17 protein-coding genes are annotated in these 15,900 nt (G+C 71.5%); 7 read left to right on the forward strand and 10 right to left on the reverse strand.

Going from position 1 to position 15,900, the window contains the following annotated elements; translation table 11 throughout:
- Window positions 1-56: 56 nt before the first annotated feature.
- The 6 genes from K5L01_RS03375 to ccmA form a co-directional block, all read right to left on the reverse strand.
- Complete coding sequence (locus K5L01_RS03375; RefSeq protein ID WP_250061947.1) at window positions 57-809, reverse strand: c-type cytochrome; 753 nt, start codon at window positions 807-809, stop codon at window positions 57-59.
- Window positions 806-3,337: an MtrB/PioB family outer membrane beta-barrel protein gene (locus K5L01_RS03380; protein WP_250061948.1), complete on the reverse strand. Its 2,532-nt coding sequence runs from the start codon at window positions 3,335-3,337 to the stop codon at window positions 806-808. Before K5L01_RS03380 ends, K5L01_RS03375 begins: the two co-directional genes overlap by 4 nt.
- A 12-nt stretch (window positions 3,338-3,349) precedes the next feature.
- A complete protein-coding gene (locus tag K5L01_RS03385; protein WP_250061950.1) occupies window positions 3,350-4,393 on the reverse strand; it encodes a DmsE family decaheme c-type cytochrome in 1,044 nt (347 codons plus the stop codon).
- 119 nt (window positions 4,394-4,512) lie between these two features.
- Window positions 4,513-5,145 (reverse strand): TetR/AcrR family transcriptional regulator, encoded by a 633-nt coding sequence (locus K5L01_RS03390; RefSeq protein ID WP_250061952.1) that lies wholly within the window; start codon window positions 5,143-5,145, stop codon window positions 4,513-4,515.
- Window positions 5,146-5,234: 89 nt separating this feature from the next.
- Window positions 5,235-5,930, reverse strand: coding sequence for a heme exporter protein CcmB (gene ccmB / locus K5L01_RS03395; protein WP_250061955.1), 696 nt, complete (start codon window positions 5,928-5,930; stop codon window positions 5,235-5,237).
- Window positions 5,927-6,580, reverse strand: a complete 654-nt coding sequence (ccmA, locus tag K5L01_RS03400; RefSeq protein ID WP_250061956.1) for a heme ABC exporter ATP-binding protein CcmA — start codon at window positions 6,578-6,580, stop codon at window positions 5,927-5,929. The genes ccmB and ccmA overlap by 4 nt, the downstream gene beginning before the upstream one ends.
- Window positions 6,581-6,717: 137 nt before the next feature.
- On the opposite strand from ccmA, the gene K5L01_RS03405 reads away from it, so the two are divergent.
- The 4 genes from K5L01_RS03405 (at window position 6,718) to K5L01_RS03420 (ending at window position 9,535) form a co-directional block, all read left to right on the forward strand.
- Complete coding sequence (locus K5L01_RS03405) at window positions 6,718-7,866, forward strand: pyridoxal phosphate-dependent aminotransferase (protein WP_250061958.1); 1,149 nt, start codon at window positions 6,718-6,720, stop codon at window positions 7,864-7,866.
- 10 nt (window positions 7,867-7,876) lie between these two features.
- Complete coding sequence (locus K5L01_RS03410) at window positions 7,877-8,188, forward strand: hypothetical protein (protein WP_250061960.1); 312 nt, start codon at window positions 7,877-7,879, stop codon at window positions 8,186-8,188.
- 5 nt (window positions 8,189-8,193) lie between these two features.
- Complete coding sequence (locus tag K5L01_RS03415; protein WP_250061961.1) at window positions 8,194-9,009, forward strand: amidohydrolase; 816 nt, start codon at window positions 8,194-8,196, stop codon at window positions 9,007-9,009.
- A 91-nt stretch (window positions 9,010-9,100) separates the two neighbouring features.
- Complete coding sequence (locus K5L01_RS03420) at window positions 9,101-9,535, forward strand: hypothetical protein (protein WP_250061962.1); 435 nt, start codon at window positions 9,101-9,103, stop codon at window positions 9,533-9,535.
- On the opposite strand, the gene K5L01_RS03425 is transcribed toward K5L01_RS03420, so the two are convergent.
- A complete protein-coding gene (locus K5L01_RS03425; protein WP_250061963.1) occupies window positions 9,522-10,661 on the reverse strand; it encodes an MFS transporter in 1,140 nt (379 codons plus the stop codon). The two genes, K5L01_RS03420 and K5L01_RS03425, sit on opposite strands and share 14 nt — an antisense overlap.
- Window positions 10,662-10,752: 91 nt before the next feature.
- Here K5L01_RS03425 and K5L01_RS03430 point away from each other — a divergent pair, with 91 nt between their 5' ends.
- Complete coding sequence (locus tag K5L01_RS03430; RefSeq protein WP_250061964.1) at window positions 10,753-11,529, forward strand: AraC family transcriptional regulator; 777 nt, start codon at window positions 10,753-10,755, stop codon at window positions 11,527-11,529.
- Between the two features lie 68 nt (window positions 11,530-11,597).
- On the opposite strand, the gene K5L01_RS03435 is transcribed toward K5L01_RS03430, so the two are convergent.
- From K5L01_RS03435 to K5L01_RS03445, 3 genes are read right to left on the reverse strand one after another with little or no spacing between them, the layout of a single operon-like run.
- Window positions 11,598-13,097 (reverse strand): pseudouridine synthase, encoded by a 1,500-nt coding sequence (locus tag K5L01_RS03435; protein WP_250061965.1) that lies wholly within the window; start codon window positions 13,095-13,097, stop codon window positions 11,598-11,600.
- Window positions 13,094-13,915: an SMC-Scp complex subunit ScpB gene (scpB, locus tag K5L01_RS03440; RefSeq protein WP_250061966.1), complete on the reverse strand. Its 822-nt coding sequence runs from the start codon at window positions 13,913-13,915 to the stop codon at window positions 13,094-13,096. Before scpB ends, K5L01_RS03435 begins: the two co-directional genes overlap by 4 nt.
- A gap of 16 nt (window positions 13,916-13,931) precedes the next feature.
- A complete protein-coding gene (locus K5L01_RS03445) occupies window positions 13,932-14,981 on the reverse strand; it encodes a segregation and condensation protein A (RefSeq protein ID WP_425603852.1) in 1,050 nt (349 codons plus the stop codon).
- A gap of 273 nt (window positions 14,982-15,254) precedes the next feature.
- Between K5L01_RS03445 and K5L01_RS03450 the strand changes: the two genes are divergently transcribed.
- On the forward strand, window positions 15,255-15,554 hold the full coding sequence (locus K5L01_RS03450) for a YciI family protein (RefSeq protein ID WP_250061968.1): 300 nt from the start codon (window positions 15,255-15,257) through the stop codon (window positions 15,552-15,554).
- On the forward strand, window positions 15,551-15,826 hold the full coding sequence (locus tag K5L01_RS03455; RefSeq protein ID WP_250061970.1) for a BolA family protein: 276 nt from the start codon (window positions 15,551-15,553) through the stop codon (window positions 15,824-15,826). The genes K5L01_RS03450 and K5L01_RS03455 overlap by 4 nt, the downstream gene beginning before the upstream one ends.
- The last annotated feature ends 74 nt before the right edge of the window (window positions 15,827-15,900 follow it).

Consider the following 15,900-nt stretch of genomic DNA (forward strand, 5'->3'; position numbering starts at 1 on the left):
TGCAACTCCTCGAACACGTGGATGGGGGCGCCGGTACGGGGCGCGTGGAGCGGGTATTACTCGTTCAGCGATGACAGCCAGGTGGACAGGGCCTCGATGCTGTCGGCATCCAGCCGCTGGCCGACGCCTTCCATGATGCGGCTGTTGCTGGACGCGTCGATCGCCTGGCCGTGGAACTGCTGCAGGCGGGTACGCAGGTAGTCCGGCTGCTGGCCGCGCAGGGCGGGGTAGGCGGCATAGGGCAGGCGGCCGCTGCGGTCGCGATATCCGGCCAGCGGGTTGCCGCGCGCGTCGTCGCCGTGGCAGCCCTGGCAGGGCGGGATCCCTCTGGAGGGGTCGCCGTCCAGGTAGAGGGCGCGGCCGCGTCCGGCCAGCGCCGCATCGGTCCCGGCCGTCGCGGTCTCCGTCTCCGGTGCCGGCGGGGGGACCGGCAGGCTGGCGTAGTAGCTGGCCAGGTCGCGGATGTCCTGTTCCTGCAGCGTGGCCGCCAGCGCGGTCATCGGCGATTCGGGCAGGCGTCCGCTGCGGTAGGCCTGCAGGCTCCAGTAGAGGTAGGCGGCCGGTTGCCCGGCCAGGTTCGGGAACAGTGGCGCCGGCGCGATGCCGTTCTCCCCGTGGCAGGCGCCGCAGACCTCGGCCTTGGCTTTCCCGGCCTGCGCATCGCCGGGCACGGCCTGCGCGCGGCGCAGGTCGTAGCGGACGGGCGGGGTGGCGGTGGCGACCTCACCGGGTGGATCGGCCGCGGGGCCGGCGTCGGCGGCGGGCGTCCCGGCCAGCAGCAGCGGAGCCAGCAGCAGCATCGTCTTCATAGCGCGACCTCGACCATCATGCCGACCAGGTTGGCGTTGTAGCGCGACGGTCCACTGTCGGTGTAGACGCGGTGGTCGTAGACCAGGGTGTCGGCAAAGCCGAAGTAATGCCAGTCGGAAAGATCGCCGCGCTCCCAGGTGTCGAACAGGCGCAGCCGCGTGCGCGTGCCCAGTGGCAGGGTCAGGCCTGCGGTGAACGAGTTTATCCGATAGACCATCAGTGGATAGCGGCCGCTGGCCAGGGCCGCGTCGGCCGGCGTGGTCAAGGCATCGGGCGAGCTCATGCGGTAGCCGGTGCGGCCCCGGGAGTAGGTCCAGTTCCAGGCCAGGTCCAGGGTCGCCCGGCCCATGCGCTGGTTGAGGCTGAGTCCGGCATAGTGGTTGCGCTGCTCGTCGTCCATCCACCAGCGGTTGGCCAGGGGATATACCGTGCCGCCCAGCGCGGGGTCGCTGCCGGCGGCGTCGTTGACGTTGGCGAACACCAGCTTGGAGCGGTCGTGGCCATACCAGGCGCCGGCGGTGGTGTCCGGGCGCGGCTGCCACTCCCACTGCACGCTGCTGGCGTAGCTGTCCAGCCGCTGCCTGCCGATCTGCGCGTCGTAGTGGTTGCGGTCGCCGCGGAACGAGGCGTACAGGGTCATGTCGCGGGGCAGGACGAAGGTCGCCATCAGGTCCAGCTTGTGCTGGGTGCGCGAGGCGATGTCGTACTTGCGCAGCGCCGAGACGGTGTGCGGCGCGAGGCCGCCGGCCGGGGTGACGAAGTCCGGCAGTGCGCTGGAGAACGTGAACGCGTAGGGGTCGTAGTAGTAGCGGCTGCCGCTGCGGTCCAGCCAGGTGTAGTTGGCGCGCAGGTTGAGCCAGCCGGTGCTGCGGTTGTTCCAGGTCAGCTTCAGCGTGTTGTCGCGGGTGGTGGCGACTTCGCGGTGGGCACGTTCGATCCAGGTGAAGCTGTAGGTGGCGCCCAGGGTGTTGCGGGTGGACGGGCGCCAGTCCAGGCCGGTGGCGACCTCGCGGGTTTCCTTGTCCAGCGGCAGGTTGCGGATGCGGGTGAGCACCGAGCTGTTGGCGCCGCGGTCCCACAGCCCCATCTCGCCGGGCACCACCGCGCCCTGCGCGCCGTTCTCGGCGATGTAGCCCCACTGGTCGGTCAGCGGGTTGTGGGACCAGTAGGTGCCGGCATAGTCCTCGCGCAGGTAGCGTGCGGTGCTGCGCCAGGTCACGCCGTCCATCGGCTGCAGCACCAGGCGGGCATCGACCTTCTGGTTGTTGATCGCCAGGTCGGCGCGGTCGCGCGACAGGGCGGCGGTGGTGTTCCAGTGGCCGCAGTCGGCCATGAACGGGGGCGCCAGGTCCTGCCCGAACGCCCCCTGGCAGTCCATCGGCGGCAGCAGGCGATCGTTCTGGCGCATGGTGGTCAGCGCCGCGGCCAGGGTGAGGTCGCCCTTCCAGCCCGGCAGCCTGCGGCTGAAGGTGGCGCCGACCCGGTGGTAGTCGTTGTCCGGCTCGTAGGCGAACGAGCCCTGGTACAGCGGCGGCGAATGGGCGCCGGCCACGGAGCTCACCGCGAACGGGACGTCATAGCGGTAGCTGCGGTTGGCGTGGCGGAAGAACGAGCCGGTGTAGCTGACGTCGCTGCGCCACAGGTTGCCGGCGAAACGCGCGCCGCCGGTGAAGTTGAGCGTGCTGTCGTCGATCGGCCGCGGGATCTCGTAGATGCCGCCATTGTCGGCGAACGGGTAGTTGAAGAAGAACGGGCCGCCGAACGGCCGCGCGCCCTTGCGCTGCTCATGGCTGAGGCTGGCGTAGGTGGTCCAGCGCGGGTTGAGCAGGTAGTTGATGCTCACGCCTTGCTTGTCGCGCACCACCGACAGCGTGGTCAGCGGTTGCGCGGCGGAGAGGGCGGCGACCTGCGCCGGGGTGCTGGCGGCGGCGGACAGGCCCGGCTTGAGGGTCAGGTGGCGGCTGCCGACGCCGTCCCAGATGGCGCGTGCGTTGCCGCTGAGCACGTTCGGCGTGCTGCGTGCGAATGCCTGCACCTTGTAGCGTCCGGCCTGGCCGAACACGGCGCGGTAGTACTGGTTGTCGCGGTCCAGCCGGCTCAGGCGCACGTCGGCATAGCGGCCGTCGGCGGCGTGGCGCAGGCTGAAGTCGGCCTGCAGGACCGCGCCGTTGCCGGGGGCGCGGAAGCGTCGCCAGGCACTGTTGGCGGTGTCGCCGCCGACATGCAGGTAGCCCAGCCCGACGTCGCCGGACCACGTCCAGCCGCGGCTGCCGAGCGCTGCCAAGGCCGGCCGTTCGGGGCTGCAGCCATACAGGAAGCCGGTGGGCGTGCGCTTGGGCTCGGCGGTCAGCCAGCTGCCGCCGTCCGGGTCGCAGCCGCGCCAGCCGATGCGCCCGGACGGGTCCAGCCAGTTGCCGAACTGCAGGTCGGTGCCGGCACCGCTGTCCTGGGCGTGGGCGGCGGCGGCCAGCAGCGCGAGCGACAGCACCGAACAGCGGCAGGCGTGCGGGCGTTTCCATGTGGGCATGGCGTCCTCCCGTTACTTGTGCAGGCGTGGGCCGGAGGGGTGGTTGGAACCGTGGACCTGGGCATGGCAGGTGACGCAGCCCCGTCCCATCAGGCGCTCGTCGGGCGCGCCGCCGGTGCCGAGCGACAGCTCGGTCATCAGGTCGTTGGGATGGCGGGTGTGGGAGTGGCACTGTTGGCAGAGCATCGGGATCGGCGCGACCAGCAGCGCGTGCTGGTTGGAGCCGTGCACCTGGTGGCAGTTCAGGCAGCTTTCGCGCACGGGGGCGTGCTCGAACAGGAACGGGCCGCGCTTCTCCGCATGGCACTGGTAGCAGGTCTCGTTGACCGTATCGGTCTTGAGCAGGGTGGCGTTGAGCGTGCCGTGCGGGTTGTGGCAGTCCACGCAGCTGATCTGGCCTTCCGGCAGCGGCATGTGCGAGCGGCGGTTGAACTGCTGGCGGATGTCCTTGTGGCAGGTGGCACAGGTTTCGCTGACCGACTGCTTGGTGGTCAACCCCTCGGCCGAGAAGGCCTGCATCGGGTTGTGGCAGTCGCTGCACGACAGGTCGTTGCGCTGGTGGATCGAGCCGAGCCAGGCATCGCGCGGTCCGCCGGAGTGGCAGCCCAGGCAGCCCTCGGTCTGGGCCGCGACCGGCGTGCCGCCGTCATGGGTGAAGGCGATGATCGATCCCTTCGCGGTCGGGTTGGCGGCATGCGCCGATCCCGGCCCGTGGCAGGCCTCGCAGGTCGCGGTGGCGGGGTTGGCGGCCAGTGCCACCTGCATGCCCAGCGCATGCACGGTATGCGCGAAGTTGTCGCTTTCCTGGGTGTGGCAGGCGCTGCAGACCTGTTCGCTGACGGCCTTGGCCTCGGGGTGTGCGGGGTTGCGCGCGGGCAGTGCGTCGGCGAACCCCGGCGGCGCGTCGAAGCCGTGCCCGGACAGGGAGGAGGCGAAACGGGTCTCGGGGAGCTTGACCGCCTGCGCCGATGCGTCGGCGGGGGTCGGCGCCAGCCAGGCGGCATAGACCAGCACGGCGGCGGCGAGCAGCATCACGGATGCGAGATAGAACCGCACGTTCTTCTCCTCAGCTGCGGTCCCTGCCGGTGGGTGGGCGACAGCAGCGTAATGGTGATTACGGTGCGATTCTGCGACAGCCTCCGTTCATGTCAAGTTGCGACGCAGCAGGTCGCGGTTCAGCGGCCGGGGAGCGCGCCCTTGAGGAACAGCTGCACGGCCGAACGGGCCCGTGCCTGGGCCTGCGGCAGGTGCTCGCCGCCGACCCGGCCGCTGATCGAGCGGATGACCAGGCCGCCGAACACCAGCATGTAGAACTGGTCGGCGGCGGCATCGGGATCGTCGATGGCCAGGCGCCCGGCCCGGGTCTCGCGGGCGAAGTAGTCGCTGAGCAGGATTTCCACCGGGCGGATGCCGTGGGCGTGGAACCAGTCGCGCAGCGCCGGCTGGCTCATGCCTTCGGCGGTGAAGATGCGATGGCTGACGATGCGCGCCGGGGTGAGGATCTCCTCGACCATCCGGCAGGCCGCGTCTTCCAGTGCCTGGGCCGGGGGCAGGGGCGACTGCAGCAGCTCCTCCAGCCCCTGGCCGAAGTCGCGGATGCTGCGCTCCATGAGGGCGTGCACCAACCCTTCCTTGTCGCCGAACGCCCGGTACAGGGTGGACAGCGAGCCACCGGCGCGCTTGACGATGTCCGACAGGCGTGCGCCCTGGTAGCCCTTCTCGTTGAAGACTTCGATGGCCACGTCCAGGAACCGCTCCACCCGCCGTTCGCCGCGCCGCTGCAGTTCCACCGCGGGGCGCGGTGGCAACGTCGGGGGGCCGGGAGGAGCGGGCGGTTGCCGGTTGCGCATGCGGGGGCAGGAGCGGGAAGGGACGGCAAGGATAGCGCCGCGTGCGCTCAGGCGTTGGCGATGCGGATCGCCGCGGCCGCGGTCAGCGGCGCCAGCACCAGGCCGGCCAGCAGCCCGGCGCCGAGCAGCAGCAGGCCGCCGAGCGGGTCCAGGCCCTGCGCCGCCGCGGCGACGGCGCCGGCGCCGAACACCAGCACCGGCACGTACAACGGCAGGACCAGCAGGGCCAGCAGGATGCCGGCACGGCGCATGCCCACGGTCAGCGCCGCGACCACCGCGCCCAGCAGGCTGAGCAGCGGCGTGCCCAGGGCCAGCGAAGCGACCAGCACCGGCAGCTGCGCATGCGGCAGCTGCATCAGCTCGGCCAGCAGCGGACTGAGCAGCACCAGCGGGAATGCCGTGGTCAGCCAGTGCGAAAACACCCTGACCGCGACCAGCCAGGCCAGCGGCACCGGCGACAGCAGCCACTGTTCCAGCGAGCCATCCTCGGCGTCGCCGCGGAACAGGCCGTCCAGCGACAGCAGCCCGGCCAGCAGCACCGCCAGCCACAGCACCGCACCGGCCACGCGCGCCAGCAGCTGGGGGTTGCCGCCCAGCGCCAGCGCGAACAGCGCCACCACCAGCAGTGCGAACAAGGCCGGCTGTGCGGCATCGCTGCGACGCCGCCACAGCAGCTTCAGGTCGCGCACCAGCAGTGCCCGGGCCGCGTCCCACAGGCTCGGTTGCGCGCCCGGCAGCCTCATGCCACGGCCTCGGCGGCGGGAGCCAGGGTGAAGGTGCGGTGGCGCACCGGAGGCGCGGCATACGCGCCATGGGTGGTGATCAGCGCGCCGCCACCGCTGCGCAGGTGCGCGGAGACCATGCGGTCGACCAGGGTGATGCCTTCCAGGTCGAGGTTGGCGTAGGGCTCGTCGAGCAGCCAGACCGGCGCCGGCGACAGCCACATCCGGGCCAGCGAAAGGCGTTTCTTCTGCCCGGCCGAGAGCTGCCGCACCAGGCTGTCCTCATGGCCGGCCAGGCCGACGACCGCCAGTGCATTGCCCGGCATCTGGCGTGGGCGCCGGCCCTGCAGGCCGCACAGCAGGCGCAGGTTCTCCAGCGTTCCGAGATCCTGCTTGAGTGCGGGCAGATGGCCCAGGTAGGCGATGCTGCGGGCGCGGCGGGCGGCGGTGGCCGGATGTCCGTCCAGCGCGATGCGGCCGTCGTCGGCACGCAGCAGGCCGGCGAGCACGCGCAGCAGGGTGGTCTTGCCGGCGCCGTTGCCGCCCTGGACCAGGAGCGCCTCGCCGGCCTCCACGTGCAGGTCGAGCGGTCCGAACACCGGGTCGTCGTCGCGGGTGAAGCGCAGTCCGCGCGCATCGAGCAGCGGCACGGTGTTCAGCGGGTCGGTCATCGGATCGGGCGCTTCCGTCCTGGTGGGGCGCGCGGGCCGGGCCAGCGCATCGGGGCGCGCCATTATAGGCACGCGGCCGGCGCCGTCGGCGCGCTTTGCGTACACTCGCGCTTCCCTTCCGCGATGCCGATGTGCCGATGCAACCGCAGACCAAGCTGCCCAAGGTGGGCACCACCATTTTCACCGTGATGTCGCAGCTGGCCGCCGAGCACGGCGCGGTCAACCTGGGGCAGGGGTTTCCGGATTTTTCCGCGCCGCAGCGGTTGATCGATGAGACCGCCCGGGCCATGCGCGAGGGGCTGAACCAGTACGCGCCGATGACCGGCGTGGCGCCGCTGCGCCAGGCGATCGCGCAGAAGGCGCTGGACTGCTATGGCGCGAAGGTCGATCCGGACAGCGAGATCACCGTCACCTCCGGCGGCACCGAGGCGATCTTCAACGCCATCCATGCGGTGGTGCGGGCGGGCGACGAGGTGATCGTGCTGGACCCGGCCTACGACTGCTACGAGCCGGCCATCGACCTGGCCGGCGCGCGTGCCGTGCACGTTGCGCTGGATCCGCAGACCTTCGCGGTGGACTGGGACAAGGTGCGCGCGGCGATCACCCCCAGGACCCGCATGCTGATGGTCAACACCCCGCACAACCCGTCCGGGGCGATGCTGTCGGCGCAGGACATGCAGGCGCTGATCGCGGTGCTGCGCGGCACCGGCATCTACCTGCTCTCCGACGAGGTCTACGAGCACATCGTCTATGACGGCGCCCGCCACGAATCGGCGCTGCGCTACCCGGAACTGCGCGAGCGCGCCTTCGTCGTTTCCAGCTTCGGCAAGACCTACCACTGCACCGGCTGGAAGATCGGCTACGCGATCGCCCCGCCGGCGCTGAGCGCCGAGTTCCGCAAGGTGCACCAGTACAACACCTTCACCACCTACAGCCCCGCGCAGTACGGCTTTGCCGCGATGATCCGCGACGAGCCCGAGCACCACCTGGAGCTGGGAGCGTTCTACCAGGCCAAGCGCGACCGCTTCCGCGAGCAGCTGCTGGCCACGCGCCTGGAGCCGTTGCCGGTGCCGGGCGGCTACTTCCAGCTGGTCGACTACTCGGCCGTCAGTGACCTGCCGGACCACGAGTTCGTGAAGTGGCTGACCATCGAGAAGGGCGTCACCGCGATCCCGCTGTCGCCGTTCTACGAAACCCCGCCGGCCGGGCAGCGCCTGGTGCGGCTGTGCTTCGCCAAGAACGACGCGACCCTGGACGCGGCGATCGAGCGCCTTAAGGCGCTCTGACGGAGGGGGGATGGACGCGGGCGGGCTCTGCTTCGGCGCGCTGTTCTCCGCCTTCGCGGTCGCGGTGGTGGCCAAGGGTTGGCTGTTCCTGGCGGTCGTGCAGGAGGGGTTGCGCAGGCGTGGCGTGATGGTGGACGAGGGTCTGCTGGCGCTGCGCGGCACGTTCGGCCGCTACACCCGTACCTACCTGGCGCTGCTGGACGCCGGTGAACGGCGGCGTCCCGGCAACCGCTGGGTGGCGCGCCTGCAGTGGCTGGTACCGCTGCTGGGCGCGGGCGCGGCGCTCAGTGCGCTTCTGGCTTCTTCGTTTACAGGACAATGACGACCATGCAGGACCTTCGCATCTCCCTGATCCAGGGTGACACCCGCTGGCACGATCCGGCCGGCAACCGCGACTACTACGCCGCGCTGCTGGCGCCGCTGGCTGGGCAGACCGACCTGGTGATCCTGCCGGAGACATTCACCAGCGGCTTCTCCAACGAGGCGATCGACCAGGCCGAGGACATGCAGGGGCCGACCGTCGCCTGGATGCTCGAGCAGGCGCGCAGGCTGGATGCGGCGGTCACCGGTAGCGTCCAGCTGCGGGTCGCGGGCCGGGTCTACAACCGCCTGTTGTGGGCCACGCCCGACGGCGGCCTGCAGCACTACGACAAGCGCCACCTGTTCCGCTATGGCGGCGAACACGAGCGCTATGCCGCCGGCAGCGCGCGCCTGTGCGTGGAATGGCGAGGCTGGCGGATCAATCCGCAGGTCTGCTACGACCTGCGCTTCCCGGTGTTCTGCCGCAACCGCCACGACGTCGAGCGGCCGGGACAGCCGGACTTCGACCTGCAGATCTTCGTCGCCAACTGGCCCTCCTCGCGCGCCCATGCGTGGCGGACGCTGGCGCGGGCACGGGCGATCGAGAACCTCTGCTACGTGGCGGTGGTCAACCGCATCGGGGTCGACGGCAATGGCCTGCACTATGCGGGCGACAGCGCGGTCCACGACTTCCTGGGCCAGCCGCAGGTGGAGATCCGCGAACGCGAGCAGGTGGTCACCACGGTGATTTCGGGCGCGGCGCTGGCGGCCCACCGCGAGCGCTTCCCGGCCATGCTCGATGCCGATGGGTTCGTGCTGGACGAGCCCGGCGCTCCGTGCTGAACGGCGCCCGGTCCGTGGCGTCCGGCGGCGGTGGCCGGTGCCCGGCGGGCTGCTAGGCTCGCAGCGTTCCAACCCGACAGGAGAGGGTGCGATGAAGAGGACGATGATGGTTGTGCTGGGGCTCGCGGCCCTCGGCTTGGCGCCGGGCGCGCGCGCGGCCGGCAACATCGACTGCGAGCTGCGCTACACCCTCTCGGGCTGGTCGGCGTTCTACAAGACCGCCAGCGGCAGCGGTACCGTCAGCTGCGACAACGGGGCCCGGTTCCCGGTCAGCATCCGGGCCAAGGGGGGCGGGCTCACGGTCGGCCGCACCACCATCAACGACGGCCATGGACGCTTCACCGGCGCCTATTCACTGGACGACCTGGTGGGCACCTATGCCGCGGCGGAAGTGCACGCGAGTGCGTCCAGGGCCTCCGGTGCCCAGGTCATGACCAAGGGCGATGTCTCCCTGGCCCTGGCCGGCACCGGCCAGGGCTGGAGCCTGGGTGTGGGGTTCGGCAAGTTCGTGATCACCCGGCGCTGAGCCGGCCGCCGCCGCGCCCCGACAGCCCCAGCGCGAGCAGCGCGCACGCCAGCAGCGCCGGGGCCAGCGCCTGGCCGGCGCCGACCAGCGCCATGGCCGCGCCGATGAGCAGGTAGTACAGCAGTCCGAACAGGGCGCCGGCGGTGCCCAGGCAGTCCCGGTAGTCGCGCAGCGCCTGGCCGAGGAGGTTGGGAATCGCCAGGCCGAAGCCGGCGACCACCGGCAGCATCGCCAGGACCACCGCCGGCCGCCGACCCAGCAGCAGGGCCAGGCCGGCACCGGCCAGCAGCAGCCAGGCGGCGCGGCGGATTCGGGCGCCGGCGTCGAGGCCGCGCGCCAAAAACCCCGCATTGGCCCAGGCGCCCACGCCGGTGCCGATGGCCAGCAGCGCACCACTGGCCGCGAACAGCGCGGCAGGCAACCGCAGCTGCTGGAACAGGAACGGGCCGAGTGCGTAGTAGCCGTACATCGCCACGTTGAAGGCGGTGACCAGCAGCGCCTGCGACCAGATCCAGCGGTCCGCGAGCAGCCGCCGCAGCAGCGGCCAGGACGCCGCCGCGGGACCGCCGCGGGCGCCGGGGGCCGCCGGCAACCAGCACCGGCAGCCCAGGGCCAGCAGCGCCGCCAGCAGCAACAGGGCGCCCTGCACGCCGGCATAGCCCGCCGCGGCGACCAGCAGGCTGCCGCTGGCCAGGCCGAGCGCCGGACTGAACGCCAGGGCCATGCCGATCCAGGAAAACACCCGCGCCAGCGCCGGCCCCTGGTAGTGGTCGCGCAGCAGGGTCTGGGTCACCACCGAGCCGGCGGCGGCACCGGTGGCGGCCAGCGCCTGCGCCGCCAGCACCACCGTGAACGAGCGCGCCCCCAGGCCGAGCGCGGCGGCGAGGCAGAACAGCAGCAGCCCGCCGAGCAGCGCCGGCCGCCGGCCGATCCGGTCGGCCGCCCGGCCCCAGAGCAGCACCCCCGCGGCGAAGCCGGCGAGGTAGACGCTCATCGCCTGGCTGGCCGCGGCCGCGGGGATCGCGAAGCGCAGCGAAAGGTCGGCGAGGGCGGGGCTGTACAGGGTCTGCGCCAGCTGCGGGAACATCAGCAGGGCGATGCAGAGGGCGAGGGCACGGCGGGACACGGGAGCGCTCCGGCGGAAAGGGGGGCGCATTGTCCTGCCGCTCCGCCTGTCGCACCATGCATGTCCAGTCACTGGATAGAGGAAATCGGACATGGCCTGGCTGGCCCCGGAGGCGGGTTTCGATGCCGATGCGTGGGCGGCGCCGGTGATCGGCATCGCCTCGACCCTGGCCGATCACGACTCGGGCTGGCATGGCCACCGCCGCGGACAGCTTTTGTACGCCCGCCAGGGGTGCACCCGCCTGACCTTCGGCGACCGCCTCTGCCTGCTGCCGCCTTCGCGGGCGGCGTGGATCCCCGGCGGACTGGTGCACCGCGCGCAGATGCGCCAGGCGGTCGATTACCGCTCCCTGTACTTCACCCCGGACGTATGCCGGCAGCTGCCGGCACGCCCGGTGGTCATCGCTGTCAGCCCGTTGCTGGAGGCGCTGCTGGAGCCGATCGCGCAGGCGCCGTTCACGCAGGACTGGTCGCAGCCGCGGGCGCACCATCAACTGGCGCTGTGCGTGCTGGAGATCGCTGCCGCCCCGGTACAGCCGATGGACCTGCCGCTGCCGCGGGATCCGCGCATCGCCGGACAGTTGCCGCCGGCGGAGTGCCTGCCGCCGGCGCTGGACGAACTGTCACGCCGATGCGGCCTGAGCACGCGCACGATCGCCCGCGCCATGCAGCGTGACGTCGGCATGGGCTACCAGGCGTGGCGGCAGCAGTGGCGGTTGATGCGCGCGATGGAGCTGCTGTTGCTGGGACACGCGGTGGGGCATGTCGCGCAGGAACTGGGGTTCTCGGCGGAAAGTCCGTTCATCGCTTTCTTCAGGGGGATGACCGGCACGACGCCGGCCGCGTTCCGGCGCCGCCCACCGGGGTGACCGCGGAGGCTGGAAACGACGACGCCCCGGGCTGGCCGGGGCGTCGTGCAGGCGGGTGCGGGCAGTCTTCAGCCGTTGCGCGGGCCACGGTTGCCACCGCCGCCGGGGCGGTTGCCCCCCGGGCGGTTGCCGGGCCGGCCGCCCGGACCGCCCGGACCCCGCTTGCCGCCACCGGGGCGGTTGCCGCCGGGACGGGCTCCGTAGGGGCTGGCGCCCGGAGTCGCGTGGTCGGAGGGGAAGCTCGGCGCATTGCCCGGGTGTCCATACGGGTGCTTGCGCTGTCCCTGGGCACCGGCACCGCCGGCACGGGCCGGACCGGCGGGCTTGCCCTTGCCGCCGGCCGGGCGGCCGGGACCGCGCGGGCCGGGGCCGGCGTTGCGGTGGCCGCTGGGGCCGGTGCTCACGCCCTCGGGGACATACCAGGTGCGGAACGCGGCCGGGTTGCCTTCCGGCAGGCTGCGGTCGCCCTTCGGCTTGCGCTGCTTGAACGGCTTCTGCGACTGCTTGGCCGCGGCTTCGCCGCTGACCGTCAGGCCGCCCTTGAAGCCGCCCTTGCCGCCGCGGCCGCGGCCGCGGTCCTCGCGCAGGGTGTCGAAACGGCGCAGTTCGCGGCCTTCGTCGGCGGTGTTGTGGCCATTGACGTAGGCGTTGCCGCGGCCGCCTTCATGGCCGAGGCGCACGGTGGTCTTGGCCGCCTTGCGCTGGCCGATCACCGGCTGCAGGGTGAGCGCCGAGGGCGCGCCCGCTTCCAGCTTCAGTTCGGCGCGCAGCGCCTCGACCTGGCCGTCCGGCAGCTCCACCGAATGCCCGCGCAGCAGTTCGCGCGGCAGCTCGATGCGGCCGTAGCGGCTGCGCTTGAGGCGGCTGACCTGGCAGCCCTGGGATTCCCACAGGCGGCGCACCTCGCGGTTGCGGCCTTCCTTGACCACCACGCGGAACCAGTCGTGCGAATCGGTGCCGCCGATGCGTTCGATCTCGTCGAACTTGGCCGGGCCGTCCTCCAGCGCGACGCCGCGGGCGAGGCGGTCGACGATGGCGTCGGGGACCCGCTCCTGGCCTTCCGGGGCGCGCACGCGCACCACGTACTCGCGTTCGACCTCGAAGGACGGGTGCATCATGGCGTTGGCCAATTCGCCGTCGGTGGTCAGCAGCAGCAGGCCGGTGGTGTTGATGTCCAGGCGGCCGATGGCGATCCAGCGCGCGCCCTTGAGCGCGGGCAGCGACTCGAACACGGTCGGGCGGCCTTCGGGATCCTCGCGGGTGGTCACTTCACCTTCGGGCTTGTTGTAGACCAGCACGCGCGAGGGGTCGGTCAGGGCGCTGGCCACGAAGCTGCGGCCGTCCAGGTCGATCCTGTCGCCGCTCCTGACCGACATGCCGGTCTGCGCGGTCTCGCCGTTGACCTTGACCAGGCCGTCGGCGATGCGCTGTTCCAGCGCGCGGCGCGAACCGAGTCCGGCCTGGGCCAGGACCTTGTGCAGGCGTTCTTCCAGCCGTTGCTGGTCGACAGGCGCCTCGCGCTTGAGCGAGAGCTTGTTCAACGACGGCTTGCGGGGGGTGTCACTCATTGTGTTTGGCTCCGGCCGGCGTCTTCCGCATCGGCCTCTTGTTCGGGATCGGCTTCGTCAACAGCCGCGGTCGTTGTCGCGACGGCGTTGTTGCCGGTGTCTTCCACTTCCGCCGCGCGCTCTCCCGGCGCGGCGTCGGGTTGGCCCATGAGGGCGGTATCGGGTGCGGCCGCCCGGTCGTCCGGGGAGGTCGCGGTGCCGGCGGCATCGGGGTCGGGCGTGGCCGCGGTGGCGGTCAGCGCGGCGGCGGGCTGGCCGTCCCCGCCCAGCGGCAGCTGCGGTTCCAGCTCGCCGATGTCGCGCAGTTCGGACAAGGGCGGCAGTTCGTCCAGCCGCTTGAGGCCGAAGTAGTCCAGGAACGTGCGCGTGGTACCGAACAGCGCCGGCCTGCCGGGTACGTCGCGGTGTCCCACCACGCGGATCCATTCGCGTTCTTCCAGCGCCTGGATGATGTTGCTGCTGACCGAAACGCCGCGCACCTGTTCGATCTCGCCCCGGGTGATCGGCTGGCGGTAGGCGATCAGCGCCAGGGTCTCCAGGGTGGCGCGGGTATAGCGGGTCTTGCGTTCGGTCCACAGCCGCGACACCCAGGCGTGGACCTCGCCGGTGATCTGGTAGCGGAAGCCGGAGGCGACCTCGACCAGTTCCACGCCCCGGTCCCGGCAGGCATCGCGCAGCAGCTCCAGCGCCCGCTCGACGCTGCCGGGCGGCGCCGGCTGTTCCTCGGGGAACAGTTCCTGCAGCTGCGCCAGGGTCAGCGGCTGGCTGGCGGCCAGCAGCGCGCCTTCGACGATGCGGTTGATCAGCGGTTGATCCATGGGTTCTGGGTACGGCTCAGGCGGAATCGGGGGTGTCGGCGTCGTCGAATTCGCTCGAGAACTGCAACGGCGCATTGGTGTTGCCGGCGGCCAGCGACTTGACGTAGATCGGCGCCAGCGACGGACGTTCGCCCTGGGGCTGGTCATGGGCGGGCTCCTGGACGATGTCCAGCAGCTGCTCCTTGGCCAGCTCCAGCAGCGCCAGGAAGGTCACCAGCACGCCGAGCTTGCCTTCCTCGGCGGTGAACAGCGCCTCGAAGCGGTGGAAGCGGCCGTCCTCGAGCTGTTCCAGCACGTCGCCCATGCGCTGGCGCACGCTGAGGGCTTCGCGCTTGATGGCATGTCCGCTGAACAGCTCGGCGCGCTTGAGCACGTCGTGCAGGGCCAGCAGCATCTCCTTCAGGTCCACCGGCGGCGGCAGCTTCACCGCGACCCGGTCGGGGACGTACGCATGCGCCGGGGTGGTGTCGCGGTCCTGGCGGGGCAGGGCGTCGATGTCCTCGGCGGCCTGCTTGAACCTTTCGTACTCCTGCAGCCGGCGGACCAGCTCGGCGCGCGGGTCGGCTTCCTCGCCCTCCTCGCTGGGCGGCCGCGGCAGCAGCATCCGCGACTTGATCTCGGCCAGCATCGCGGCCATCACCAGGTACTCCGCCGCCAGCTCGAAGCGCAGCTCCTGCATGACGTTGATGTACTCGACGTACTGGCGGGTGATCTCGGCGACCGGGATGTCCAGGATGTCCAGGTTCTGCCGGCGGATCAGGTACAGCAGCAGGTCCAGCGGACCCTCGAAGGCATCGAGGATGACTTCCAGGGCATCCGGCGGGATGTACAGATCCTGGGGGATCTGCAGCACCGGTTGGCCATGCACCACCGCCAGCGGCATCTCCTGCTGCTGCGGAACGGTCGGCGGCGCTGGCGGGTGCGCGGCGAGCGCGGGGTCTGAAGTCATCAGGGCGACATCGGGTGTTGCAAGCCTAACAAGGGTTCCGGAGTGCGCCCGCGGCAGGACGCGCCGCTGGGCCTTCCCGGGGCCAGCCATGCGTGCCTGTACGGCGTGCATACACATCAACAACGCGACGGGCCGCGCTGTCATGCGGCAACGTCGTTCACGAAGAGGTCGTCTACACAGTCCGGAAGAGCATCGCGGATCGGTCGGACGGCGGTGGCCTGGCCTGCCGCCGCACCGCGCCGTTAGGGGCCGGCTGCGTGCAATGACGCCAAGGGTAATCGCCCGGGGGCCGTGGTGTCCAGCGTTGCCGGTGGCGATCGTCCCCGGAGCGCCGTCCAGGTCCTACACTGGGCGGACGATATCCGGCATGCACAGAGGAGAGACGGAACGGTGTGGTACGTGATCGAAGGCTACGATGGCGCGGGCGTGCTGGCGGCCCGCCAGGCCGCGCGCGCGGCACACCTGGAACGGCTGCAGGCCCTGCTTGAGCAGGGGCGGCTGCTGCTGGCCGGGCCCTGCCCGGCGATCGACGCCGAGGATCCGGGGGCCGCGGGCTTCAGCGGCAGCGTCGTGATCGCCAACTTCCCGGACCTGGAGGCGGCGCGGGCGTGGGCCGACGCCGACCCCTATGTGGCCGCCGGGGTCTATGCGCGGGTGGACGTGCGGCCGTTCCGCAAGGTGCTGCCATGAGCCGGGTGGAGCGCATCCGCGCGGCGCTGCAGGCGGCGCTGGCTCCGCAGCGGTTGGACGTCGAGGACGACGGCCATCGCCATGCTGGCCACCCGGGCGCCCGCGACGGGCGCGGGCACTTCAATGTGCTGATCGTCAGCGAGGCGTTCGTCGGCAAGGGCCAGCTGGCCCGGCACCGGGCGGTGTATGCGGCGATGGGCGGCATGATGGAGAGCGACATCCACGCACTGTCGATCGACGCGCGCACGCCCGCCGAGGACAGCGCGGGCTGAGCCGCGGCGGCCTGCGGCCGGCGGTCCTGTCCGCCGCCGACCGGTTTACAGGCCGGCGCGGAAACGCGTACCTT

The organism is Stenotrophomonas mori (assembly GCF_023556335.1).
Taxonomy (GTDB): domain Bacteria; phylum Pseudomonadota; class Gammaproteobacteria; order Xanthomonadales; family Xanthomonadaceae; genus Stenotrophomonas; species Stenotrophomonas mori.